At 70.7% G+C, this 25,535-nt stretch carries 19 protein-coding genes and 1 riboswitch; of the genes, 6 read left to right on the top strand and 13 right to left on the bottom strand.

Annotated elements, in window-relative coordinates; all coding sequences use genetic code 11:
• Window positions 1-42: 42 nt before the first annotated feature.
• On the bottom strand, window positions 43-3,198 hold the full coding sequence (locus AB0J58_RS21495; protein ID WP_364218079.1) for a hypothetical protein: 3,156 nt from the start codon (window positions 3,196-3,198) through the stop codon (window positions 43-45).
• 156 nt (window positions 3,199-3,354) lie between these two features.
• Window positions 3,355-4,176: a DUF3027 domain-containing protein gene (locus AB0J58_RS21490; protein ID WP_343980863.1), complete on the bottom strand. Its 822-nt coding sequence runs from the start codon at window positions 4,174-4,176 to the stop codon at window positions 3,355-3,357.
• Window positions 4,177-4,357: 181 nt separating this feature from the next.
• On the opposite strand from AB0J58_RS21490, the gene AB0J58_RS21485 reads away from it, so the two are divergent.
• Window positions 4,358-5,968 carry an MFS transporter gene (locus tag AB0J58_RS21485; protein WP_364218077.1) on the top strand — a complete coding sequence of 537 codons (1,611 nt, stop codon included), beginning with the start codon at window positions 4,358-4,360 and terminating at the stop codon, window positions 5,966-5,968.
• A gap of 26 nt (window positions 5,969-5,994) precedes the next feature.
• On the opposite strand, the gene AB0J58_RS21480 is transcribed toward AB0J58_RS21485, so the two are convergent.
• Both AB0J58_RS21480 and AB0J58_RS21475 read right to left on the bottom strand, forming a co-directional pair.
• The gene (locus tag AB0J58_RS21480) at window positions 5,995-6,393 is read right to left on the bottom strand and encodes a cold-shock protein (RefSeq protein ID WP_355624224.1); all 399 of its coding nucleotides are present in this window, start codon (window positions 6,391-6,393) and stop codon (window positions 5,995-5,997) included.
• Between the two features lie 90 nt (window positions 6,394-6,483).
• Window positions 6,484-7,113 carry an HAD family hydrolase gene (locus tag AB0J58_RS21475; RefSeq protein ID WP_343982976.1) on the bottom strand — a complete coding sequence of 210 codons (630 nt, stop codon included), beginning with the start codon at window positions 7,111-7,113 and terminating at the stop codon, window positions 6,484-6,486.
• Window positions 7,114-7,392: 279 nt separating this feature from the next.
• Between AB0J58_RS21475 and AB0J58_RS21470 the strand changes: the two genes are divergently transcribed.
• A complete protein-coding gene (locus AB0J58_RS21470; protein WP_364218075.1) occupies window positions 7,393-8,016 on the top strand; it encodes a helix-turn-helix domain-containing protein in 624 nt (207 codons plus the stop codon).
• Between the two features lie 25 nt (window positions 8,017-8,041).
• Here the strand turns inward: AB0J58_RS21470 and AB0J58_RS21465 are convergent, their stop codons facing one another.
• Window positions 8,042-8,755: a hypothetical protein gene (locus AB0J58_RS21465; protein WP_364218073.1), complete on the bottom strand. Its 714-nt coding sequence runs from the start codon at window positions 8,753-8,755 to the stop codon at window positions 8,042-8,044.
• Window positions 8,756-9,134: 379 nt separating this feature from the next.
• Between AB0J58_RS21465 and AB0J58_RS21460 the strand changes: the two genes are divergently transcribed.
• From AB0J58_RS21460 to AB0J58_RS21450, 3 genes are all read left to right on the top strand, one after another.
• A complete protein-coding gene (locus AB0J58_RS21460) occupies window positions 9,135-11,537 on the top strand; it encodes a helicase C-terminal domain-containing protein (protein ID WP_364218071.1) in 2,403 nt (800 codons plus the stop codon).
• Between the two features lie 411 nt (window positions 11,538-11,948).
• Window positions 11,949-12,554: a hypothetical protein gene (locus AB0J58_RS21455; protein WP_364218069.1), complete on the top strand. Its 606-nt coding sequence runs from the start codon at window positions 11,949-11,951 to the stop codon at window positions 12,552-12,554.
• A 221-nt stretch (window positions 12,555-12,775) separates the two neighbouring features.
• Window positions 12,776-14,422 carry a DNA repair helicase XPB gene (locus AB0J58_RS21450; protein WP_364218067.1) on the top strand — a complete coding sequence of 549 codons (1,647 nt, stop codon included), beginning with the start codon at window positions 12,776-12,778 and terminating at the stop codon, window positions 14,420-14,422.
• A 188-nt stretch (window positions 14,423-14,610) separates the two neighbouring features.
• Here the strand turns inward: AB0J58_RS21450 and AB0J58_RS21445 are convergent, their stop codons facing one another.
• Window positions 14,611-14,919: a hypothetical protein gene (locus tag AB0J58_RS21445; protein ID WP_364218065.1), complete on the bottom strand. Its 309-nt coding sequence runs from the start codon at window positions 14,917-14,919 to the stop codon at window positions 14,611-14,613.
• Window positions 14,920-15,056: 137 nt separating this feature from the next.
• Between AB0J58_RS21445 and AB0J58_RS21440 the strand changes: the two genes are divergently transcribed.
• Window positions 15,057-17,081 (top strand): AAA family ATPase, encoded by a 2,025-nt coding sequence (locus tag AB0J58_RS21440; protein ID WP_364218063.1) that lies wholly within the window; start codon window positions 15,057-15,059, stop codon window positions 17,079-17,081.
• 28 nt (window positions 17,082-17,109) lie between these two features.
• On the opposite strand, the gene AB0J58_RS21435 is transcribed toward AB0J58_RS21440, so the two are convergent.
• From AB0J58_RS21435 to AB0J58_RS21405, 7 genes are all read right to left on the bottom strand, one after another.
• On the bottom strand, window positions 17,110-18,105 hold the full coding sequence (locus AB0J58_RS21435) for a YncE family protein (protein WP_364218061.1): 996 nt from the start codon (window positions 18,103-18,105) through the stop codon (window positions 17,110-17,112).
• 440 nt (window positions 18,106-18,545) lie between these two features.
• On the bottom strand, window positions 18,546-20,171 hold the full coding sequence (gene groL / locus AB0J58_RS21430; RefSeq protein ID WP_364218059.1) for a chaperonin GroEL: 1,626 nt from the start codon (window positions 20,169-20,171) through the stop codon (window positions 18,546-18,548).
• A gap of 386 nt (window positions 20,172-20,557) precedes the next feature.
• Window positions 20,558-20,758, bottom strand: coding sequence for a cold-shock protein (locus tag AB0J58_RS21425; RefSeq protein ID WP_012895270.1), 201 nt, complete (start codon window positions 20,756-20,758; stop codon window positions 20,558-20,560).
• A gap of 358 nt (window positions 20,759-21,116) precedes the next feature.
• Window positions 21,117-21,392, bottom strand: coding sequence for a MoaD/ThiS family protein (locus AB0J58_RS21420; protein ID WP_343983009.1), 276 nt, complete (start codon window positions 21,390-21,392; stop codon window positions 21,117-21,119).
• Between the two features lie 22 nt (window positions 21,393-21,414).
• Complete coding sequence (gene thrC, locus AB0J58_RS21415) at window positions 21,415-22,707, bottom strand: threonine synthase (protein WP_364218057.1); 1,293 nt, start codon at window positions 22,705-22,707, stop codon at window positions 21,415-21,417.
• 14 nt (window positions 22,708-22,721) lie between these two features.
• Window positions 22,722-22,864, bottom strand: a riboswitch (SAM riboswitch).
• Between the two features lie 209 nt (window positions 22,865-23,073).
• On the bottom strand, window positions 23,074-24,576 hold the full coding sequence (locus AB0J58_RS21410) for a S1 family peptidase (protein WP_364218055.1): 1,503 nt from the start codon (window positions 24,574-24,576) through the stop codon (window positions 23,074-23,076).
• A gap of 177 nt (window positions 24,577-24,753) precedes the next feature.
• The coding region (locus tag AB0J58_RS21405) for a S1 family peptidase (RefSeq protein ID WP_364218053.1) at window positions 24,754-25,535 on the bottom strand (782 nt) is incomplete at its 5' end.

Here is a 25,535-nt window from a genome sequence, read left to right as displayed (position 1 = left end):
CCCGGGACGATCGTCCGAGTCGAGCCCCAAGTGGTCGAGCCCCTAGGTCGAGGCGGTCCAGCTGTCCAGGTCGGCCTCGGCGAGCAGCAGCGGCACCGCCGCGGGATCGCGCAGCAGCGCCGCCACCGCGAGCCGGTCGCCCCACTGGCCGGACGCCCAGGCGAGCCCGCGCGCCAGCCCCTCCACATCCGAGGCGTGCACCATGCCCTCGAAGAACCGCCAGGCCGCGGGGACGCCGTCCACCAGCAGCCGCTCGTGCGCCACGTAGCTCGCCGGCGCGGTCGGCAGCAGCGACCGTACCGCGGGCGGGACGTCACGGACCTCGCCCGAGGACGTCACCTCCCCGGCCGCCTCCTCGCCGGCCAACGGCAGGTCGAGCAGCTCGGAGAGCGCCTCCGCCAGGTCGAACGGGGCCAGGACCAACGGCCGTCCCGCGACGAGCGGCAGCAGGTCGGGCGCCTCGACCACGACCGGCTCGCCCGCGCCCTCGTCCCCCGAACCGGCCCCCGATTCGGCACCGGCGAGCACCGGCCGGCCGTCGGCGGCGTCGACCACGACGATCTCGTCACCCAGGACCGCGCGGACGGCGCGCGGGGGCGCGACACGGGCGGGGTCGACGGCGGCGAGGGCCACCCACAGGGAGCGGAGCTGCGCCCGGTCGACCTCCACGGAGGGGTCGCCCAGCAGATCGAGCAGCTCGTCCGGCCCCCCGTGGGAGGCGAGCAGGTCGGCCAGCGTGCTCCGGACGCCGATCATCGCCAGCGCGGCCTCGTCGACATCCGCCGGGGCGTCCCCGTACAGGCCGAACAGCAGCGGGTCACCCGCCGGGAGTCGCAGCTGCGTGGGGCGCCTGCCGCCGAGCACCGGGTGCGTGGAGAGCCACCACGCGGTGTAGGACGGGACCTCCACGACCTCCCCCGACACCAGGACCCGCAGCGGATGCAGTACCGAGCGGAGCGGCGGGCGGGACAGCAGGGCGAGGGCGGCGGGCCAGTCGGCGACGTACTCCAGGTCCCGGACCGCGGAGAACTCCCGGGCGACCGGCGGCACGTTCATCTCGGGCAGCAGGTCGAGGACCGTCTCCAGCCACTCGTCCTCGCGATCGAGGTCGTGGTCGCACTCGTCCGGGTCGATCATGACGTCGTGGTCGTTGACCACGGCGAAGCCGTCGAGCACCCCGACCGCGGCGAGTACCCTCCGGCCGTACCGCTCGACCAGCTCGGGCGCGGCGGTGCCGAAGTGCGTCTCCGCGTCGAGCAGCCCGGCCAGCGCCCCGTCGGCGAGGAGCAGCTCGCCCGCCGGGTACAGCTCGCCGTCGGCGCCGCGCAACGCCAGCTCGGCCAGCCAGGGCGCGTCGCCCGCGGTCAGCCCCGCGGCGTCGACCAGCGCGAGCACCGCCTGGGCCACCGGTTCCGGGTCGGCGCCCTCCAGCGACTCCGAGACGGCGGAGCGGGTCAGCGGATCCTCCAGGACCGTGCGGGGCGTCGCCTCAGCCGCGCCGAGCCTGAGCAGGAGGGGGTGGGCCGCGTCCGGGTGCACCACGCGCAACCCGAGCGGGGCGAGAACCGCCGGGTCCAGCGCGGAGCCGTCGGTCAGCAGCAGCGTGCCGCGCGGTCCCCTGACCAGGCGGCCGTCGGCGAGCGGCACCGGCAGCGCGCCGAGCGCCTCCGGGTCGTCGGCGGGCAGCACCTCGTACAGCGACCGCCACCAGGCCGGATCCCGGTCCTTGACGGCGTCGCCGGAGAGCATGTCCACGATGTCGGAGAGTCGCACCCGCCTGACGCCGAGCGCGTTGATCGCCGGATGCCGGGACGGCCACCCCGCGGGCAGCAGCCCACCGATCATCGGAGCGATCCTCTCCAGCAGCTCGGCCGTGGCCGTGACCACGGACGCCTGCCGCCCCGAGATGACCAGGTCCGCGCCGACCGCGGGCGGAGCCCAGGCCGCGCCGGCGCTCTCCGCGAGGTCGTCGGGAAGCAGCAGCGAGGCCCCGGCCTCGCCGGGACCGGCCTCGGCCCCCTGGTCGGCCCCCTGGTCGGCCGGCAGGGAGAGCGCGGGGAGCAGCGGGGCGTCGGGGAGCCTGCGCAGAATCGCCCGGCGGATGCTCGCGTCGAGCTCGCCCTTGCCCATCAGGCCGGGGACGAGGTCGAGGAGCCGGGGCGTCCGCGGCAGGCCGGCGAGCAGTTCCAGGTAGGTGTCCGCGGCGCGCTCGACCAGGAAGTCGGTCAGCGGGCCCGGTGCGACGTGCCGCCGGTCGGTGGCCATCGGGAACGAGGCGATCAACAGCGCGGGCAGGTCGAGCGGCTCGTCGCTCGGCGTGGGCGCGTGCACCACGGGCGGCACCAGCGCGGGCAGCGGCCGGGGCTCCCCGGTCGCCTCGCTCACGGGTACGGCCCAGCGGACCAGCCAGTGCGGCCGGGAGCGCTCCTCGGTCGGACGGTCGGCGAAGAGCTCGGCCATCTGCTCGGGGGTGAAGCGCCCGGAGACCGAGACGACCTGCCAGCCCTCCGCGGTGACGACCCTCGTCTCCCCGTCCAGGTCGATCTCGATCACCTCCAGGGCGGGCAGGCCCAGCAGCAGAGCCGGGCTGGTCTCCCTCAACATCGCTCTGACGGCGTCCTCGGCCGCCCCGTCCCGGAGCGGCAGCCGGACGAGCGTGTCGAACCCGGCGGGGATCTCGATCGGGCCGGCGGGGAAGGGCAGGCGCAGCAGCGGGACGTGCCCTCCGCGCTCGGCGAGTTCCTTGGCCAGCTCGGGCTCGGCGGCCACCAGGGCGGCGGTCTGGTCACGGGACCAGCGGACGACCCCTGAGCCGAGCGAGCCGATCACCGGTTCGTCGCAGACCGACACCACGGCCGCGAACCCGACGCCGAACCGGCCGGCCGCGTGGGCGTCGCCGCGCTTGGCGGAGACGCGCAGCGTGGACAGCGCCTCGATCCCATGGGTGTCGATGGGAGCGCCGATGTTGGCCGCCGACAGCACGCCCTCTCGCAGCGAGAGGCGCAGCCTTCCCGGCACCCCGGCGCGGAGCGCGGCGTCCGCGGCGTTCTGTGCGAGCTCGACGATCAGCCGGTCACGGTAGCCGCCGAGCGCGAAGTCCTCCTCCGCGTTGGCGTCCTCGCGGAAACGCGCGGGCGAGGCCTTCCAGGCCGCCAGGACGGTGGAGCGCAGTCGTTCGGTACCGAAGATGTCAGTCAAGGCGATCTTCCAAAGGTCAGGGCCCCGCGGCCGGGCTCCCCCGCCGGGACACCACGAGAGCGGCGCCCGAACGGCGACGGCCGGGCGGACCGCCGGGAGGGCGGCGGGGCGGCTGCGGGGGCGGCTGCGGGGCGGAACAGACCCGGCGGCGCCGGGTCAGGAGTGACCGAGCGGCTCGGAGGCCGTATCGTCCACCGACCCGGTCAGGTCGGGTTCCGGGACGTCCTCGGCGGTGTCGTACGAGAGCGAGAGATCGTCGAGGATCGGCGCGGTCGGCTCGACCTGGTGCGGCAGCACCGCGGCCTCGGAATGCGCGCCGCAGCCGTGGTCGGCGGCGACCACCCGCCCGTCGTCGGGGGCGTACTCGTTCGCGCAGACGCCGAAGCCGGTACGCAGCGCGCCCGCGAGCGGCCAGTAGAAACCGCAGGTGGAGCACTGGGCGGGGGCGGCGTGCGCGAGCGGGGTGTGCGGTCCCGACTCGCCGGAGTGCCAGCGCCGCACGGCCCGGTCGCGGCCGATCGGGGAGAGCACCCGGGCCCGGCCGAGGCCGTACTCGAAGATCATCTGTTGGTCGGAGTCGTCACCGGTCTCGGTGAAGCCGGGCGCGAGCCGGTCGTCGTCCTCCGAGGTGGGCAGCAGGTCGCCCACGCCGAGGTCGCCCGGACGGAGCCGATCGCTCCAGGGCACCCACTGCGGCGGCATCAGCGCGCCCGCCCCCGGCAGGAGCACGACCTCGCTGACCGTCACGTTGCGCGCCCGCGAGGCGCGGGCGACGGTGACGGCCCAGCGCCAGCCGCGGTAGGCGCGGTCGAGACATGCGAAGTAGTGGGTGACGACGCGGTCGCCCTCGCCCTCGACCCCGAGGTGCTCGCCCACATCGCCCGGCCTGACGTTCTCCTCGACCGCGGCACGGGCCAGGTCGACGGCCGCGACACACGCCTGGTCAAGGACCACGGCGCGGGATCGAGTCCGGCTCACGAGTCGTCTCCCGTCAGCCCCGCAGCACGACGGCTGCTGTCCCTACTGGCTCGCTCGCTCACTGCGCTCACAGTTCATTCTCACCCATGACCGGAGCGAACGGCACCGCGGACTCCCGTTAGCCCGGGGAGTGACCAGGCGCATCGGACAACTCCCCCGCCCTTCGGGTATGACTGGATACGTGGCAGCTGGGTGGGAGCGGGTTCGCAAGACGGTGAGTGACGCCTCTCGGCAGGTCGGCAGGTCGGTCGCCGCCGCGGGCCGGGCCGGCGCGCGCGCCGGCCGGGGCACGGGCCGGGCGACGACCCGGGCGGCCCTGGGCGCGGTCAACGGCACCCAGCGAGTGGGCCGGGCCGCGCGACGGCTGACCCACGCCCAGGGCGCGGGCCGCACCGGGCTGGGCCAGCTGATCGAGCTGACCGCCGCGCACAGCGCGGGTGACGCCCTGGTCACCGCGGCCCTGGCCGGGACGCTCTTCAAGCTCCCGGTGAACGAGGCCCGCGGCCAGGTCGCCCTCTACCTGCTGATCACGATGATTCCGTTCGTGGTGGTCGCCCCCTTCGTCGGCCCGGTCCTCGACCGGTTTCGCTCGGGGCGGCGCTTCGTGATGGCCGGCACCCTCTTCGGCCGCGGGCTGCTCTGCTTCGCGATGGCGGCGGCGATCGTCCCCGGAGACGTGTTCACGATCTTCCCGGCCGCGCTGGCCGTGCTGGTGCTGTCGAAGGCGTACAACGTCTCCCGCGCGGCGATCATGCCGAGCGTGCTGCCCGCCGACATCGCGCTGGTCACGGCCAATGCGAGGGTCGCCCTGTTCGCGCTGGTCACGGCCGGCGTCGCGGTGCCGGTCGGCGCGGGGGTCAGCGCCTGGCTCGGCGCCGAGTGGGTGCTGCGCGGGGCGACGGTGCTCTTCCTGCTCCAGGGCGTGCTGGCCGTGCGGCTCCCGCGCCACGTCGACTCCCCCGACCTGGAGGAGCTGGACGAGAGCGGCGAGGAGCGGCCGCACCGCTGGCGCACGATGCTGAACGTGGGCCCGGTGGTGGCCGAGGCGATGTGGGCCAACGTGGCGATCCGCCTCTACTCCGGATTCCTCCTCTTCTACCTGCTCTTCCTCGTGCAGGACAGGAACCTGCCCGGCCTTCCGCCGACGGTCGCCATCGGTGTGCTGGCCGTGGCCGCCGGTGCCGGCGGGCTGGCGGGCACGGCCGTGGCCTCCTGGGTGCGCAACCACTCCCCACAGGTCATCGTGCTGGCCACGCTCGCGGTGACGACCACGATCACGGTGCTGGCCGCGGTCGTCTTCCAGCTGTGGAGCGCGGTGGCGGTCGCGCTGGTGGCCGCCTTCGCCCAGGGCCTGGGCAAGCTCGCACTGGACGCGATCGTGCAGCGGGAGATCGGCGAGGAGGTGCGCTCGTCCACGTTCGGCGTGGTGGAGGCCTTCCTGCAGATCTCCTGGGTGCTGGGCGGCCTGATCGGGCTGTTGCTCTCGCTGTTCGCCGGCGGATCGGCCGGGCTGGCTCTGATGACCGTGGTGCTGGCGGGCTCGCTCGGCTGGCTGCTGGTCCGCCGCCGCAGGCGGGTTCGGGAGGTGGACGCCAGGGTCGAGGCCGCCCGGGATCCGGGCACCTCCCCCCCGGGGCCTCGTCCCGCCGAAGGTACAGAGCGGTTCGCGCGGGACGGGGTGTCCGCGGAGTGGGTCAGGCCGCGGGCCGCGAAGACGGCCACGGTGGTCGTGCGGCCGGAGAACGCCCCCACCGAGAAGCGGACCAGGCCGCTGACCACCCCCCACGGCTGAGCCGGGGGCGGGCGGTCGGCGGGCGGTCAGTCGTCCAGGTCGTCGGCCACCGCCCGGAGCACTGCAGCGATCTTCTTCGCGTGCGTGGCCTCGGGGTGTTTGCCCTTCTGGTACGACGTGGAGACCGTGTCCAGAAGCTTGATCAGGTCTTCCACGATGACGACCATCTCGTCGGGCTTCTTGCGCTTGCCCTTGGGCTTGGCGGTCTTGGCGAGCGTGGGGGGCTGGTCGATCACTCGAACCGAGAGCGCCTGCTGGCCGCGGCGTCCCTCGGCCACGCCGAACTCGACCTTCTGGCCCGGTTTGAGAGAGTCCACGCCGGAGGGCAGCGCGGAAGAATGCACGAAGACCTCACCGCCGTCGTCGCGGGTGAGGAAACCGAAACCCTTGTCGGCGTCGTACCACTTGACCTTGCCACTCGGCACAGGGGTGACCTCGTTCAGACTGTCGTGAAAAGGAATGGATGTAGGTTATGCCCAGCGGACGCCGAGAGCGACCGTGTATTGGGGCCTGAATTACACAAGAGCCGTAGGAGTTCGCCAGCTGTCGAACCATTCGGCGAACTCGGTCAGATCGCCCAGGATCACATCCGCTCCGTGATCACGCAGTTCCACCGCCGGATAGACGCCCGTTGCCACCGCCACGCTGACGGCTCCTCCCGCTCGCGCCGCCTCGATGTCCGCGACATGATCTCCAACATAGGCGGCGGCGCCGAAAGTCGCGAGCGCGGGCCCCTTGGCCGCCCCGAAGACCGATCCGACGAGTTCGTCCACTTCCAGGCCGAGGAACTCGACGGTGTGCGCCGCGTCGCGGGCGTTCTTCCCCGTCACCACGGTGACCCTGCCCCCGGCCCGCCGTACCGCGTCGACCGCCTCGCGCGCACCGGGCATGAGGGTGGTGACCGGGACCGCGATCGACGGGTAGAGCCGCCGGTAGACGTCGGCCGCCGCGGGGACCTCGGCGGCGGGCATCCAGTTGGCCAGTTCCCACTCCAGCGGCGGTCCGAGCCTGGCCAGCACGGCGCCGCTGTCGATGAAGAAGCCGGTGCGCGACGCCACCTCGTCGTAAACGGCGGCGATGCCCGCACGGGTGTCGGCAAGCGTCAGATCGAGGTCGAATCCCACCGAGTTCATCGGGTCACTCACCGCTCCTTGTCGGCTACCCGAAGAGGTTTCTTCGAGAAGCCCTCAAAGAATGCCAAATCCCCCTAAATATGGCCAATCCCAGGTGTTGTACATGACGTCCCCCACTGTGGAACCCTTCACCGGAAGGGTTTACTTATCCTGCGGGCAAACCTCCCCGGACGGTTCCCCCGAGCGCCCGACGGCCGGGCGAACGTGCCCTCACAACGGGCTTGGACCGGCGCGGTGCGACCCGGCATGGTCGGCACTGGATAGGGTCATGGTGGAGGTATCGGCAGAGAAATGACCAGATCAACGCGCGAGCGGATCATCGACGAAGCCCTGCGACTGTTCGCCGAGCGGGGCTACTCGGCAACCTCGGTGGCCGAGATCGAGGCCGCCTCCGGGCTGTCGCCGGGAGCCGGGGGGCTCTACCGGCACTTCAAGTCCAAGTACGAGGTGCTGGCCGCGGCGGTGAACGAGCACGCGGCCAGAACACGGGCGCAGATCGCCGAAACCCTGACCGACCTCAGCGCCGTCGACACCTCGACCGAGATCGAGGAGCGGCTGACCCACCTGTGCAGGGCCGGCCTGGCCAAGGTCCGCGAGGAGAGAGACCTCACGCGCGTCTTCTTCCGCGACCTGAGCCAGTTCCCCGAGCTGGTCACGACCGTACGCGAGGGCCTCCTGCAGCCCATGTTCGACGCGATCACCACCTGGTTCCGCGCCCAGCCCGAGTACGCCGAGGCCGATGCCGACTGGCCCGCCATCGGTGCCGCGCTCGGCGGGGCGGTGGTCCACTACCGGCTGTTCGAGGAGACCGTGGGCGAACCTCCCGGTCGCGCGGAGCGCGACCGTTTCGTCGCCGCCTGGGTGTGCCTCGCGCTCGGCCTGCTGCCCCGGTCGGCGGTCCAGGCCGTCGGCTGAGCGGCCCGGCCCGGCCCGTGGAGCGTCACCTGCCTCCCCGCACCGGGGTGACCTCGGAGTCGAGCAGGCGGTAGGCCAGCCAGAAGACCCCCCATGCCGCGCCCAGCAGGAACATGAGCCCGCTGATGCCGAAGAACTCGTCCACCACGGTGCCGAGGTCGTTCCTGGCCCGGACCAGGGCGACCAGGCCGCCACCGAGGGTGTAGCTCACGATCGGAGCGGCCATCCCGAGCACCTTGTCGGAGGTGTGCCAGCTCTGGCAGGCGATCACGACGAGCACCGCGACGGCCCAGACCAGCACCGGGATCCGAAAGATCGCGATCGGCGGGAAAGGGATGGGGATCAGCAGTCCCGCCAGGGCGAGCAGGCCCATGCCGACCGTCTCACGCCGGTGGCTCAGCAGGATCGCCCGGGTGTCACGCGCGGCGGGGGCGACGTCCTCTCGCGACCGGGCCGGGCCTCGCCGGCGCGGCCACCCCCGTTGACCACCTGCCCGTCTCCTGGCCAGCAGCTCCTCCGCCGCTCGCATGCCCCTGACCACACCGGGCGGCACCCGGGGCCGCGGCCCCGCGTCCTCCGGCGCCTCCTGCCGGGCCGTCCCCGATGCCGCCGGTGACGCCTCCCGCGCCTCGGGCGGGGTTCCCCGCGCGTCCCGCGCTTCCCGCGGCGAGGGCTCCCGTACGGGCGGTATCTCCTCGGTCGGCGGATCGCCCTCCACGATGTCCTCCCACTCGTCCACGGAGTCCGCTCCGCCCCCCGATCCGCCGTCCGGTGACGTCCCCTGGTCCTTCCGCCCTGACGCGCGAGCGGCCGAGGGGCCGGAATCGCCCGGTGCGGGCTCGGCGGCGTCCGAGGGGACTCCCGTCGAGGCGTACGGATGCCCCCGCACGGGCCGGCGGGGAGCGGGGACATCGAGATCGCCCGGTGCTACCTCGTCCGGATCCACCGAATCGGAATCGGCACGCTCGATCACGCTGGCCATCCTCTCTCGACATCGTCTCGCTCGTGGGCTTCTTTCCCCATTCACCACCCATCACGTGATCGATTCACCCCCTTCGTGTGATCACGGAATTCGCTCAGGCCGCATGATGTCGGTCAAGCCTCTTACCATTGACGGAATGAGCACGGAGTTCACCGAGTGGCTGCGCAGTCAGAGCGACGACCGGTTGCGGGCACTCGTCTCCGTACGCCCCGAGCTCATCACCCCCGTACCCGCGCATCTGGAGGGGCTGGCCGGGCGAGCCTGCAGCCCGTCGGCGGTGGGCAGGGCACTCGACCGGCTCGACCGGTTCGCACTCGCGGTCATGGAGACGCTGGTCGTGCTCCCCTCCCCCGTCCCCTACCGGTCGCTACGCGCCCAGCTGGCCCGCGCCCTGCCGGGGACGGCGGGCCCGGCGTTCCAGAGCGCCCTCAAGGAGGCGGTCGAGCGGCTGCGCACCATGGCGCTGGTCTACGGGCCCGACCGGGCCCTGGCCCCGGCCCCCGGTGTGCGGGAGGTGCTGGACGGTCCCGCCGGGCTCGGCCCGCCCGCCCAGGAGGCGTTCCGGCACCATTCCGCCGAGCGGCTGGCCGAGCTGATCCAGGACATCGGAGGCGAGGGCGGTGACACCAGGGAGGCCCTCGCCGCACTGCTCGGCGATCCGGAGATCGTCGGACGGCTGGTCGAGGAGGTCTCGCCGCAGGCCCGGTCGGCGCTCAACGAGCTGGCCTGGGGGCCGGCCAGCGGCCGGGTGCCCAACGCCCGTCGCGAGGTTCGGGCCGCCACCGCGCAGTCGCCGATCGAGCAGCTCCTCTCCCGCGCGCTGCTGGCCGCCACCGGTGAGGAGACCGTGGTGCTGCCCCGCGAGGTCGCGCTGTTCCTGCGCGACGGCCGGATCCACCGGGACCTGTCCCCCCTCCCGCCCGCGACCGGGGGCACCGAGCGCGACCAGCGGCTCGCCGACCGTACCGCGGCCGGACAGGCGTTCACCTTCACCCGCGCGGTGGAGGAACTGTGCGAGCGCTGGAGCGTCGACCCGCCCGGCGTGCTCCGCAGCGGCGGCCTGGCCGTGCGCGACCTCAAACGGGTCGCGACCCTGCTCGACCTGCCCGAGTGGGTGGCGGGGCTGATCGTCGAGGTGTGCCACGCGGCGGGGCTGGTCGCGGCGAGCGGCGCGGTCGACGGGGAGTGGATGCCCACCCCCGGCTACGACGGCTGGCGGGTGAAGGCCACCGAGGACCGCTGGGCCGTGCTGGCAGGCGCCTGGCTCACCATGGACCGGGTGCCGGGGGTCATCGGCGAGCGCGACGAGCGTGACCGGTTGCTCAACGCCCTCCATCCCGACCTGCGCCGCACCGCCGCCGCCGAGGTCCGCACCACCACCCTGGCCATGCTCGCCTCGACGCCCGGGGTGGCACCCACTCTCGACGCGGTACGGGCGCGTCTGGCCTGGGAGCAGCCCCGCCGTCGCGGCGGCCAGCGCGACCAGCTGGTGGAGTTCACGCTGCGCGAGGCCGAGCAGATCGGCGTCACCGGCCTCGGGCTGCTCTCCGGCCACGGCCGCGCCCTGCTCCCCGAGGCCCTCGACGGCCCCGGCGTCTCCGGTGACCCCGGCGGTGGCCGCGCCGCCTCCGCCGCCCGCCTGCTGCTCCCGCTGTTGCCCGAGCCGCTCGACCACGTGCTCCTCCAGGCCGACCTGACCGCCGTCGCCCCCGGGCCGCTCACCGGTGACCTGAGACGGTGGCTGGCGCTGGCGGCCGAGGTGGAGTCGACCGGCGGTGCGACGGTCTACCGCTTCGACGAGCGGTCGATCCGGCGGGCACTGGACTCCGGGCAGGGCGCCGAGGAGATGCTGGCCATGCTGGAGCGCCACTCGACCACGCCGGTGCCGCAACCGCTCAGCTACCTGGTCACCGACGTGGCCCGGCGCCACGGCCGGATGCGCGTCGGCACGGCGAGCGCGTACGTGCGATGCGACGACTCCTCGCTGCTGGACGAGGTGATGGCCGACAAGCGGGCGATCCCGCTACGGCTGCGGCGACTCGCCCCCACGGTGATCGCTTCCAAGTCCTCCCGGCCGACGCTGGTCGACTCGCTGCGCGCGATGGGGTACGCACCGGCCGCGGAGTCCCTCGACGGCGACGTGATCATCACCCAGCTCGACGTCCGCAGGACCGAGAGCACCCTGGCGGCCCGCGCCCCGATCACGTTCGGCGGCCCCGAGGCCGACGTGGTGGCGGCGGCCGTCCGCGCCGTGCGCGCGGGTGACGCCGCCCACCAGGCCCGCAGGGCCCCGGTGGCCGCTCCCGGCGGCCAGGTGCCGCGCTCCCCCGCCACCTCCACGATCGTCGCCCTGCGCGAGGCCATCCGGCAGGGGTCGCAGGTCTGGATCGGTTACCTCGACTCCCAGGGCAACGCCACCAGCCGGATCCTCGAACCGGCCCGGCTGGAGGGCGGCTATCTCACCGCCTACGACGAGACGCGGGCGGCGGTGCACCGCTTCGCCCTGCACCGCATCACCGGCATCGCCGACATCGCCTGAGACGCCCTCGGCGGGCCCGGGGCGGCCCCGGCGTGCCGGGGAAAGGCCACGGGGGTAGTCTCGATCCAGGGATGGGGCCGCCGCGAGCTCGGTCACCGGTCCTGTGGGATCGCGCCACTCGCCGGGACGCGAGGGCCCCTTTTCAGTCTCATCCCGGCCCCGGGCCCTGTCCCGCGGACCTTGCCGTCGCGAGGATCGGCCGGTGGTGCCTCGCGAGGCGGAGGGAGGGAGCCGCGGTGGCCGACGACGCGGCGGGGCGTCGCCCGAGCGGCCGCGACGGGCGAAAGTTCCAGGAGGACAAGGCCTGGCCACCGGGATGCGACCGGGTCCATTCGCCGAAGGCACACGACTCACGCCCCATATCGTGATACCTGTCGACGTTCCGAGCTCCACAGAAGCGAGAGATCCACAGTGAGTAGCGGTCACTCCGAAGGTCCCAGTACCAACCCGGACGACTGGAAGAGCCCCTATAACACGGGGCCCGGCCAGACCCCCGGCTACGGCCAGCCCCAGCAGGGTCACCACTCCGAGCACTCCCAGCCGTCCGGCTACCAGGCCCCCGGCTACGGCCAGCCCGACTACGGCCAGTCCGGCTACGGACAGCCGGGCTACGGCGAACCCGGTTATGGTCAGCCCGGTTATGGTCAGCCCGGTTACGGTCAGTCCGGCTACGGCGAACCCGGTTACGGCCAGCCCGGCTACGGACAGGATTATGGCCGGCCCGGTTATGGCCAGGGCTACGGCGCGCCCCCGCACCGCAACACCGAGGGTGTCAGGACCCACGCGATCGTCGCCATGGTCATCAGCATCGTGTGCACGCTGAGCTGCTACGTGACCCTCGGCGGCCTGGTCGGCGTCATCCTGTCGAGTGTCGCCCTGGGGAGGGTGGACACCGATCCCCCGGCCGCCAGGAACCTGCTCAAGTGGACCTGGATCAGCATCGGCATCAACATCGGGCTGATCATCCTGGGTGTGGCCGCCTTCATCATCGCCGGCATCAACGGCGCCTTCGACTGAACATCCCCGGGATCGCCATCCGCGGCCTGTGGTCGCGCACGGGTGCCGCAGACCGGGCAGGCGAGGGATGGCCAGGTGGTGAGATCGATCACGCCGGACGGGAGGCGGGACTGCCTGGGCGCTCCCGCCCGTTGCACACAGGAGACATGGAGCGGGGCGCGCCCGCGAGTGCGACCATGAGCTGATCCGCCGTAGCCCGCAGTGACCATAGGGAGAAGTCTGTGACTGACGGACCACTGATCGTCCAATCGGACAAGACCCTGCTCCTTGAGGTCGATCACGAGAGGGCCGGGGAGTGCCGCAAGGCGATCGCCCCGTTCGCCGAGCTGGAGCGTGCGCCCGAGCACGTGCACACCTACCGCGTCACCCCGCTGGCGCTGTGGAACGCGCGGGCCGCCGGGCACGACGCCGAACAGGTGATCGACGCGCTGATCGCGCACAGCCGCTACCCCGTGCCGCACGCGCTGCTGGTCGACGTCGCCGAGACGATGTCGCGGTACGGCAGGCTCCGCCTGGAGAAGCATCCCGTCCACGGGCTCGTCCTGACCAGCACCGACCGGGCCGTGCTGGAGGAGGTGCTGCGCTCCAAGAAGATCCAGCCGCTGCTGGGCGAGCGGCTGGGTGACGACGGCGTGGCCGTGCACCCGAGCGAGCGCGGCAACATCAAGCAGCACCTGCTCAAGCTGGGCTGGCCCGCCGAGGACATGGCCGGGTACGTCGACGGCGAGCACCACCCGATCACGCTCACCGAGGACGGCTGGGAGTTGCGCACCTACCAGCGGGAGGCCGCCGAGGCGTTCTGGCACGGCGGCTCCGGCGTCGTCGTGCTCCCCTGCGGCGCGGGCAAGACGATCGTGGGCGCGGCGGCGATGGCGCGGGCCAAGGCGACGACGCTGATCCTGGTGACCAACACGGTCTCGGCGCACCAGTGGAAGCAGGAACTGCTCAAGCGGACCTCGCTGACCGAGGACGAGATCGGCGAGTACACCGGCACGAAGAAGGAGATCCGGCCCGTCACCATCGCCACGTACCAGGTGATGACGACCCGCAGGCAGGGCGTCTACCGGCACCTGGAGCTGTTCGACGCCCGCGACTGGGGCCTGGTCGTCTACGACGAGGTGCACCTGCTGCCCGCGCCGATCTTCCGGATGACCGCCGATCTGCAGGCCAGGCGGCGGGTGGGCCTGACCGCGACGCTCGTGCGCGAGGACGGCCGCGAAGGTGACGTGTTCTCCCTGATCGGCCCCAAGCGGTACGACGCGCCGTGGAGGGAGATGGAGAACCAGGGCTGGATCGCCCCGGCCGACTGCGTCGAGGTGCGGGTGACGCTGACCGACACCGAACGGCTGGCCTACGCGATGGCCGAGTCCGAGGAGCGCTACCGGTTCTGCGCGACCACCCCGTCCAAGACGCAGGTGACCGAGGCACTGGTCCGGCAGCACCCGGGCGAGCAGGTGCTGGTCATCGGGCAGTACATCGATCAGCTCGACGAGCTGGGCGAACACCTGAACGCGCCGGTGATCAAGGGGGAGACGAAGGTCAAGGAGCGGGAGCGGCTCTTCCAGGCCTTCCGCGACAGGGAGATCCAGGTCCTGGTCGTCTCCAAGGTCGCCAATTTCTCGATCGACCTGCCGGAGGCGGCGGTGGCCATTCAGGTCTCGGGCACCTTCGGGTCGCGGCAGGAGGAGGCGCAGCGGCTCGGCCGGGTGCTCCGGCCGAAGGCGAACGGAGGCGGGGCCCGATTCTACTCGGTGGTCAGCCGCGACACGGTCGATCAGGATTTCGCCGCCCACCGGCAGCGGTTCCTGGCCGAGCAGGGGTACGCGTATCAGATCATCGACGCGGACGACGTGCTCGCCGGAGAATAGCCCCACATGGCGAACACGTCGTCAATTTGTGTCAGGTCCACGAAATCCCGCGGGCTTTCGACAAACAAACCACCCCCTCGCTAGGCCTTACGGCCACTGGCGACATACCCCCATGATCTGCGGGAGTCACCATGTTCGCCTGGCTTTTTCGCCATTTCACGGGAGAATGACGGAGGGTGCCAGGACGATTACCGAACGATCAGTCCGCCGGTAAAGAAAACGCTTTCCGCGATCACCCACATGATCACCGCAGCGATCATCAGAGTGATGAAACGATTTTCGTCATCGCGAATCGGGGGCGCCAGCCAGGCGCCCGCCGTGCAACCGGCCGCGATCACCGCGAACAGGGCCGACACCCAGGCCACCCCGTCCAGCCGAGCCACGCAGCCCGGGTCGGAGCAGAATGCGTCCGGCCCCCAGCCCGCGAACACCGAAAGCCCCCAGAGCGCGGCCAGTAGAAGATTGGCGACCGTCGGTATGACAGGGGAGATCCGCACGACCGTCGGGATACCCGCGCCCGCCGCGCCCCAGTCCGGCGTTAATCCTTTTGAGACACACCGGCGTCGCCGCTAAGCTGGTCCATTCGCTACCCGATGACCACCACCTCCGTTTATCGAATGGGAGGCGCTTCAGCGTGCCCGCACATCAATTGGCCCCTGACATAACCGACGATCCCGCCCGGATCCTCGCCGCCGAACGCGAGCACCTGGCCATCTCCAGAACGGCGCTGCGCGCGATGCGCGAGCACGCCCAGTCCCTCTCCTCCGACGCCGCCGGAGACTGGGTCTCCCAGCAGATCCTGCAGGCGCTGCTGGACCAGCGGGTCGCGGCGCTCGCCGACCACTCGGGCACGCCCCTGTTCTTCGGCCGCCTCGACCGCCAGGCGGGCGACGACCTTCCCGGCACGGTCTACGTCGGGCGCAGGCACGTCCACGACGACCGCAGCCGCCCCCTGGTGATCGACTGGCGCGCCCCGGTCTCGCGGGCCTTCTACCAGGCCAGCCCGTCCGATCCGATGCGCGTGGTGCTGCGCCGCCGATTCGGCTACCAGGGCGGCGACCTGACCGCCTACGAGGACGAGCGCCTCGACCAGGGCGGCGCCGCCCTCGCCCAGAGCAGGATCCTCACCGAGGAGATCGAACGCCCCCGCTCGGGACCGATGCGCGACATCGTCGCGACGATCCAGCCCGACCAGGACGAGATCGTCCGCTCCGAACTCGGCCGGACGGTGTGCGTCCAGGGTGCCCCGGGCACCGGGAAGACCGCCGTCGGCCTGCACCGGGCCGCCTACCTGCTCTTCACCCACCGCGAGCGGCTCGCCAGGTCGGGCGTGATGATCGTCGGCCCGAACCGGGCGTTCCTCTCCTACATCTCCTCCGTCCTGCCCGCGCTGGGCGAGGTCAAGGTCGACCAGACCACGGTCGCCGGGATCCTCGGCGACCACTCCGCGCCCGAGGACCCCGCGGTCGGCACGCTCAAGGGTGACGCGAGGATCGTCGGTGTACTACGACGCGCCCTGTGGGCGCACGTGGTCAAGCCCACCGAGGGCGTGCTGTTCACCAAGGGGATCAACCGCTACCGGGTGGCGGACCACGAGGTCCGCGAGATCGTCGCCTCGCTCCGCGGCACCACTCGCTACGGTCCGGGGCGCGCGACGCTCGCCCAGCGGCTCGCCCACCTGGTGCTCGTCCGGATGGAGCAGCGCGGTGAGTCTCCCGACGACCGGGTGCAGGACGCGGTCGCCAGGTCCAAGCCGGTCAGGCAGCTCGTGGACACGGTCTGGCCCAAGCTGACTCCACAGCAGGTGCTCCACCGGCTGTTCAGCGACCCCGCCTTCCTCGCCGCCGCCGCCAAGGACGATCTCACCGCCGCCGAGCAGTCGCTGCTGCTCTGGCCCAAGCCTCCCAAGTCCTTCCGCTCGGCGAAGTGGTCGGCGGCCGACGGCGCGCTGATGGACGAGCTGGGCGACATGATCGAGCGGACCGTCCCGCTGGGCCACCTGGTCGTGGACGAGGCCCAGGACCTGTCGGCGATGCAGCTGCGTGCCCTCGGCCGACGCTGCCGCACCGGCTCCGCCACCGTGCTGGGCGACCTCGCCCAGGGCACCACGCCCTGGTCCGCCCGGTCCTGGAGCGAGGTCCTGAGTCATCTGGGCTTCGAGGACGGCGCCGTCACCGAGCTGACCCTCGGCTTCCGCGTGCCTCGCGAGGTCCTCGACTACGCGGCCAGGCTGCTGCCCTCCGTCGCCCCGGACCTGGCCGCCCCCCGGTCGCTGCGCCCCGGCGCGGGCTCCCTGTCGGTGCGGCCGGCACCCGACCTGGCCACGGCGCTGGCCCATGCCGCGCGGGAGGCACTCGCCCGCGAGGGCTCGATCGGCGTCATCGTCCCCGACGCCCTGGTGGGCACCGTGTCCGCGGCCCTGTCCGACCTGGACCACCGGGTGCTGAGCCCCGACACCGTCGAGGACCATCGTCTCCTGGTCATCCCGGCGACCCTGGCCAAGGGCCTGGAGTACGACCACGTGATCGTGGCCGAACCCGCGGACATCGTCGATGCCGAGCCTCGCGGCCTGGCCCGCCTGTATGTGGTCCTGACCCGGGCCGTCACCTCACTGACCGTCCTGCACTCCCGGGAGCTTCCCGCCCAGCTCAGCGGGTGACCGCGCGCCGGGACACCGATGCCGAGCGCTAGGGCCCGCTCCCCGGCCCTCGCGCCCTGATCGGGGCGGCACTCCGGCGAATGTGATGCGCCGCTCTGATCCCGAAAGGATTTGCCCCGACCGAGATGACCCTGACGACCTCGTTGGTCTTGGGGTCGATCACCGTCACGCTGTCCGTGTCCAGGTTGGCCACATAGATCTGGGCACCGTCAGGGGAGATCGTGATTCCGAAGGGAGAGCCCTCGACCGGGATGGTGGCGGTGATCTTGTTGGTCTTGGCATCGATCACCGTCACCACGTTCGGGATCAGGTTGGTCACGTAGACGTAGGCGCCGTCATCGGAGACCGCGATCCTGAAGGGATGGTTGCCGGCGGGAATCTCGGCGATGACCCTGTTGGTCCTGACGTTGATCACCGACACGGTGTCGGAGTCCTGATTGGCCACATAGACACGGGGACGAGTGGGAGAGAACCTGATCCCGAACGGACTGCGGCCGACCGGGATGGTGGCGACGACCCTGTTGGTCACCATGTTGATCACAGACACGGTGTCGGAGTCCTGATTGGCCACGTAGACACGGCGATAGGGAGCGGCGGCCAGTCTGAAGGGGCTGTGGCCGACCGGGATGATGGCGATGACCCTGTTGTTTCTCGTGTCGATCACCGACACCACGTTCGCCTGCACGTCGGTCACGTAGACGCGGGTGCCGCCGGAGGAGACGTCGACCCCGACGGGGTGGCCGTTGATGGGGATGGTGGCGCTGACCTTGTTGCTCCTCGTGTCGATCACCGACACGTTGTCCGACTGCGCGTTGGTCACGTAGACATGCGCGTTGTCGGGAGCGACCGCCACCCCGATGGGGTTCTCACCGACGGTGATGGTGGCGGTGACCCTGTTGGTCGTCGTGTCGATCACCGACACGGTGTTCGACTGTGAGTTGACCACGTAGACGACGTTCTCCGGCAGCCTGGTCGCCACAGCCGTGGCCGTCGGCACCGCCAGTCCGGCCACGATGACCGGCACCGCCACAGCCGAACGGACGCGCGACCGCCACTCACCTCTCTGTAACCGACCGGGCGATTTCCAGTGGCTATGCTCCATCGTTCCCCTCGCACACCGCTGCACCACCAAGAACCCGTCGCTACGGCAAGGACTTCGTTCTATGGCCACACGGCGGCGTGTCCCGGAAACGACACACCGACTTGAACTCTTGTTCCGCCCACCTTGTCCATTTATTGCTTGATAGCACGGAAATCAGCCGGACGGCATGGATGTGGTCGCGGGCCCCTGCCCTGATCGGTCCCGGCCTTTCGCGGCCCCCTCTCGCCCGCGGCTCCGCACGGGCGGCGCCCGTCGGGGCGACTCCTCCGAAGACGTACGACGACAGGCGACCCCTCGGGGAAACAGCAAAAGAGGCGCCCCCGAGATCCCGGGGTCGCCTCTTTTACCAGAAAGCGGTGGACTTAGAAGTCCATGTCGCCGCCGCCGGGCATGGCGGGAGCGGCCGCGGCCTTCTCGGGCTTCTCGGCGATGACGGCCTCGGTGGTGAGGAACAGCGCCGCGATGGACGCCGCGTTCTGCAGAGCGGAACGCGTCACCTTGGCCGGGTCGATGATGCCCGTCTCGAACAGGTTGACGTACTCGCCGGTGGCGGCGTTGAGGCCCTCACCAGGGGTGAGGTTGCGCACCTTCTCCACCACGACGCCACCCTCGAGGCCGGCGTTGACGGCGATCTGCTTCAGCGGCTCCTCAAGGGCCTTCTTGACGATCGCGGCACCGGTGGCCTCGTCGCCGGAGAGCTCCAGCTTGTCGAACGCCTTGGCGCCGGCCTGCAGCAGGGCCACGCCACCGCCGGGGACGATGCCCTCCTCGACGGCCGCCTTCGCGTTGCGAACGGCGTCCTCGATGCGGTGCTTGCGCTCCTTGAGCTCGACCTCGGTCGCCGCGCCGGCCTTGATGACGGCCACGCCGCCGGCCAGCTTGGCGAGACGCTCCTGGAGCTTCTCGCGGTCGTAGTCGGAGTCGGTGTTGTCGATCTCGGCGCGGATCTGGTTGACCCGGCCGGCGATCTGCTCGGCGTCGCCGGCACCGTCGACGATGGTGGTCTCGTCCTTGGTGACGATGACCTGACGGGCACGGCCGAGCTGGTCCAGGGTGGTGGACTCCAGCTTGAGGCCGAGGTCCTCGCTGATGACCTGGGCACCGGTCAGGATGCCGATGTCACCCAGCATGGCCTTGCGACGGTCACCGAAACCGGGCGCCTTGACGGCGACCGAGCGGAACAGACCGCGGATCTTGTTGACGACCAGGGTGGCCAGGGCCTCGCCCTCGACGTCCTCGGCGATGATCAGCAGCGGCTTGCCGGCCTGCACGACCTTGTCGAGAACCGGGAGCAGGTCCTTGTTGGCGGACACCTTGGAGTTGACGACCAGGATGTACGGGTCGTCGAGGACGGCCTCCATACGCTCCGGGTCGGTCACGAAGTACATCGAGGTGAGGCCCTTGTCGAAGCGCATGCCCTCGGTGAGCTCGAGCTCAAGGCCGAAGGTGTTGCTCTCCTCGACGGTGATGACGCCTTCCTTGCCGACCTTGTCCATCGCCTCGGCGATCATCTCGCCGATCTGCGGGTCGCCCGCGGAGATGGAGGCGGTGGAGGCGATCTGCGCCTTCGTCTCCACGTCCTTGGCCAGCTTGGACAGCTCCTCCGACACGCGCTCGACGGCGGCCTCGATGCCCTTCTTCAGGGACATCGGGTTGGCGCCGGCGGCGACGTTGCGGAGACCCTCGCGTACGAGAGCCTGAGCGAGCACGGTGGCGGTGGTGGTGCCGTCACCCGCGACGTCGTCGGTCTTCTTGGCGACCTCCTTGACGAGCTCGGCCCCGATCTTCTCCCACGGGTCCTCGAGCTCGATCTCCTTCGCAATGGAGACACCATCGTTGGTGATGGTGGGGGCGCCCCACTTCTTCTCCAGAACGACATTGCGGCCCTTGGGGCCGAGGGTCACCTTGACGGCGTCCGCGAGCTGGTTCATGCCACGCTCGAGACCGCGCCTGGCGTCCTCGTTAAACGCGATCATCTTGGCTGCCATACGGCTAGACCTCCCAGAGACAGGGTGGCTTGCACCGGACCGAGCCGACGCCCGCGACGGCATGCGGGCCCACGACTCCGTTCGGCGGGCCCCATCGCCTCGATCCAGGGTTGGCACTCTCTATGCGTGAGTGCCAACAATGTGTTTAGCACTCTACCTTGCCGAGTGCAAGCCACGATCCCTTGACCTGCGTCGCGCCCGGAGCGGGCGTCCGCTCCGGGCCACGTCAGCGTATGCGCCGCGTCACGCGGGCGCGTGTTCCGCGCAAAGCGAAGGCCCGGCTCGCCGATTGGGGAGGCGAGCCGGGCCTAGGTGGTGTGGATCCGGCGGACTGCGCTGCCGCGGGATCCACCGGCCCCTCCCCGCGGGTTCACGGGACGGCCATGTCAGACCGCCCGGACGGACTCCGCCTGGGGACCCTTCTGCCCCTGGGTGATCTCGAACTCGACTCGCTGGCCCTGCTCGAGTGCACGGTAGCCATCCATCATGATCGCGGAGTAATGGACGAACACATCCTTACCACCGTCTACCGCGATGAAGCCGTAGCCCTTGTCCGCGTTGAACCATTTGACGGTGCCCTGCGCCACTTGCGACTCCTCTTACTGGACTTAAGGACGACGCCCATTCCTCTCGCGAAGTCCTCAATCTCCGGGGCAGACTTCGCCACATCGATCGTCCTCGACCATACCTGTGGGAACCGGTTGGGCAACAGAGTCAAGCACCAAACTAGCTCTTTACAAGAGCATTTAGTACGAGAACACAGTTTGACTATCACTATTAGTTAGTTAAAGATTACATTATCTTTCCCCACCGCGAATACCGGTTTACGCCACAAAGCATGACACCCGCACACGGCCGGAGCCGGGCGGGTGTCATGGGGAGGGTGTCGTGAGCGCCCCCGGGAGGGTGAGGCGGGTGCGACCGGCGCGGTGCGGGGGCGGGGTCTCAGCCCCCGGCGACCGCCGGGATGATGGAGACCTGGACGCCGGAGGGCGTGGCCGTGTCGAGGTTGTCGGCGAAGCGGACGTCCTCATCTCCCACATAGACGTTGACAAAACGGCGGATCTTACCCGTTTCATCAAGAATCCGGGCACCGATCCCCGGGAAGTCCGCGTCGAGCTTCTGGAGGACGTCGCGCAGGGTCTCGCCCTCTCCGCTCACCTCGGCAGCACCACCGGTGTAAGTCCGGAGAATCGTCGGAATCCGCACAGAAACGCTCATAATTCAGTACCTTTCACGATTTCTAGGCGATTGCCGCACGGAATGCGTCAAGGGAGGGACGAATCACGGCGGTGGGGCGCGCCTCGGCGGCCACCGCGTCGAGGGTCTTGAGACCGTCGCCGGTGTTGAGAACCACGGTCTCCGCCTCCGGGTCGAGCCTCCCGGCCGCGACCAGCTTGCGGAGCACGCCGACGGTGACACCTCCGGCGGTCTCGGCGAAGATGCCCTCGGTCCTGGCCAGCAGCCGGATCGCGTCGACGATCTCGGGGTCGGTGACGTCCTCGACCGCGCCGCCGGTGCGGCGGGCGATGTCCAGCACGTACGGACCGTCGGCGGGGTTGCCGATCGCCAGCGACTTGGCGATCGTGTCCGGCTTCACCGGGCGGATCACGTCGTGGCCCGCCTTGTAGGCGGTGGAGACCGGGGAGCACCCCTCGGCCTGGGCCGCGAAGATCTTGTATGGCCTGTCCTCGACGAGACCGAGCTCGATCAGCTCCTTGAAACCCTTGTCGATCTTCGTGAGCTGGGAGCCCGACGCGACCGGCACGACGATCTGGTCGGGAACGCGCCAGCCGAGCTGCTCGGCGATCTCGTACGCCAGCGTCTTGGAGCCCTCGGCGTAGTACGGCCGGAGGTTGACGTTGACGAAACCCCACTTCTCGCCCAGCTCGTCGCCGATGAGCTCCGAGCAGAAGCGGTTCACATCGTCGTAGGTGCCCTCGATGCCGATGAGCCTGCCCCCGTACACGGAGGCCATGACGACCTTGGCCTGCTCCAGGTCGGCGGGGATGAACACGCAGGCGTCCAGCCCGGCCCGCGCGGCGGCGGCAGCGGCGGCACCGGCCAGGTTGCCGGTGGAGGAGCAGGAGAGGGTGTGGAAGCCGAAGTTACGGGCCGCCTCGACGGCGATGGCCACCACACGGTCCTTGAAAGAGTGCGTGGGGTTACCGGAGTCGTCCTTCACGTGCAGCGAGCGCATGCCCAGTTCACGGGCGAGGTTGCCGGCGTTGACGAGCCTGGTCCAGCCGGGCTCCATGTTGGGCTTGGAGGCCACGTCGGCGGGGACGGGCAGCAGCGAGCGGTAACGCCAGATGTTGGCCGGCCCCTCGGCGATCTGCTCCCGGGTCACCCGCCCGAAGTCGTAGGCGATCTCAAGGGGCCCGAAACACTCGATACAGGCGAAGCTCGGGCCGAGGTCGTAGCGGGCACCGCACTCGCGACAGGACAGGGCCACGGCGGGGCCGAAGTGCTGGTTTCGGGTGTCTTCGACACGGCCGAGCGAGGTGGTGGTGTTCTCAGTGGTTGCGAGCGCCATGAAGCGAGGCCTTTCCCTCATCTTCGTCTGCGGACCACCTTGGTCACAGACCGGAATTGGCACCTGTCCCGGTTGACCTCGTGTCGATTACGAGTCTTGAACCGGGATGGTTGCCGGGGCTTCGCAGGGCCGATCCCTCCACCCCTCTGGATGAGCAAATATTCAGTTGGAGACCTGACAGGCAGGTCTTAGGCACTCTACATCGCCATACCGCCACCCCGGCCACTTGTCTCATAATACGAGACGTAGCGTGTTACCTGCCGGACAGAGCACCCTTGTCCGCAGCAGGGGCGCCGCCGCGGCCGGTAGGCACCGGTCGCGGCGGACGTCCCGTGGAACCTCCCGCGCCAGACCGCGGAAGGCGGGTCAGGGTGCCTTGGCCTTCAGCGTGTAGGGGCTGGAGCCGCTCACCGAGACCACCCGGTAGCGGTAGAAGCCGGGCGGGCCGGTGTAGCTGATCCGCTCGTCGGAACCCGCGCCCTCCGAGGTCGCGACGGTGACCCAGTTCGGCCGCCGCCACCTTTGGAGGTAGAGGTCGAAGTCGACGCCGTCACCGCCGTCCAGGCAGGCGGAGTGCATGCCGGCGACGGCGGCCCGGTAGTAGCGGCTCGGCTGGGAGACGGACTGGCCGTTGTTCAGCGTGCCGGTGTAGGTCTTCGGGTAGCCGGTGCAGACCGTCGGAGCGGGCGGGACGGTGCCCGGTGGGGTGGTGGCGTCGCCGGTCAGCAGGGTCAGGTCGTAGGCGGTGAGGATCTCGTTGATCGGCTGGAAGTAGGTGACGCCGCCCGTGGCGCAGTTGCCGGAGCCGCCGGAGGTGACCCCCTGGGCCTGGTCCACGGAGATGAACGAGCCACCCGAGTCGCCCGGCTCGGCGCAGACACTGGTACGGGTCAGCCCGTGGATGGTGCCCTGGGGGTAGGTGACGCTGGCGTTGAACTGCCTGATGAGGCCGCAGTGCCAGTCGGTGGTGGAGCCGGAACGGCAGACCGAGGCGCCCTCCAGAGCCGGTCTGGAGCCCGCGACGGGCACGGTGCCGCCGGCGCCGTTGCTCACCACCGGTTTGGGCGTCCAGCCGGCGTTCACCGCGACCCAGGCGTAGTCGTTCTCCGGAAAGGACGACGCCCGGAAGATCCCCAGGGGCACCCGGTTGAAACCGGTGGTGGCATCACCGGTCTTACCGCAGTGACCGGCACTGACGAACCCCGCCTGGGTCCCGCGCGTCACCGAGAAACCGACGGAGCAACGACTCGCGACACCGACGTAGTAGGCGTCGCCGCCCTGTACGTCGCTGAGGAGCCGGGGCCGCTCGGTGGACGGCACCACCTTCACCACACTTGAGTCGGCCCCCACCGCCTCCACGAGATCCTCGGTCGCCAGTGGGCTCTTCGACAGGATGACGATCCTGTTGTTCCTGGCGTCGACGAAGCGCACATCACCCCCGCCGCCTTTTCCCGGCAGGTCCACGTTGAGGTCACTGATGAGCCCGGCGAGTTCCGTCAGCGACCGTTTGACGAGTTCGGCTCTGGCGCCCGCCGCGACGATCGTGGGGAGGTCGGCGGGGTCGGTGGTGGCCACCACGAGGGTCTGCGAAACGGTTCCCATCAGCCACGAGCCGCCGAAACGGTCGCCGAGCGCCTCGCGGAGGTCCGCCTCGACTCCCGACATACGGATCTCGTTGGCCAGACGTGCCCGCACCTGTTCCCTGGTCAGGCCCAGGTCGCGTTGGAGCGCCTCCAGCATGCCCGACGGCGGTTTCCAGGCGGACGCGGTGACCGGAACCCGGGGTCCGGCCGCAGCCGGCACACCCGTCAGGGTGAGCGCGGTGACCGCCAGCACGCAGCCCGTGGCGACGGCATGTCTGCCGAACATGAAACTCTCCTCGACCTCGGCTTTCACAGCAGGAGGGGGAGAGCGCCGCACGGGCAACGCCACCCTAATCCAGCCATTGCCGCCAGGGCCTCAAACGCCACACGCCACGCGGCAGACGATTTGAGGCCGTTCGGCGGCATGACGGCCGCGGCCTGGGTGAGGGCCGCGGAAGGCGGGTCAGGGCGCCTTGGCCTTCAGCGTGTAGGGGCTGGAGCCGCTCACCGAGACCACCCGGTAGCGGTAGGCGCCGGGCGGGCCGGTGTAGCTGATCTGCTCGTCGGAGCCCGCGCGGTCGGAGGTGGCGACAGTGACCCAGTTCGGCCGCCGCCACCTTTGGAGGTAGAGGTCGAAGTCGACGCCGTCACCGCCGTCCAGGCAGGCGGAGTGCGTACCGGCGACGACGGCCCGGTAGTAGCGGCTCGGCTGGGAGACGGACTGACCGTTGTTCAGCGTGCCGGTGTAGGTCTTCGGGTAGCCGGTGCAGTCCTGCTTGCCTGATGGGGTGGTGCCGGAGATGCCACCCGGCGAGCCGACGGTGCTGTCGGTCAGCAGGGTCAGGTCGTAGGCGGTGAGGATCTCGTTGATCGGCTGGAAGTAGGTGACGCCGCCCGTGGCACAGTCCCCGGAGCCGCCGGAGGTGACCCCCTGGGCCTGGTCCACGGAGATGAACGAGCCACCCGAGTCGCCCGGCTCGGCGCAGACACTGGTGCGTCCCAGCCCGTGGATGGTGCCCTGGGGGTAGGTGACGCTGGCACTGAGCTGCCGGATGATCCCGCAGTGCCAGTCGGTGGTGGAGCCGGAGCGGCAGATCGAGGCGCCCTCCAGAGCCGGTCTGGAGCCCGCGACGGGCACGGTGCCGCCGAGGCCGTTGCTCACCACCGGTTTGGGCGTCCAGCCGGCGTTCACCGCGACCCAGGCGTAGTCGTTCTCCGGAAAGGACGACGCCCGGAAGATCCCCA

This window comes from Streptosporangium sp. NPDC049644 (assembly GCF_040675205.1).
GTDB classification, from domain to species: Bacteria; Actinomycetota; Actinomycetes; order Streptosporangiales; family Streptosporangiaceae; genus Streptosporangium; species Streptosporangium fukuiense.
The sequence above is the reverse complement of the archived record's forward strand: the minus strand, read 5'-3'. Positions and strand labels throughout refer to the sequence as shown.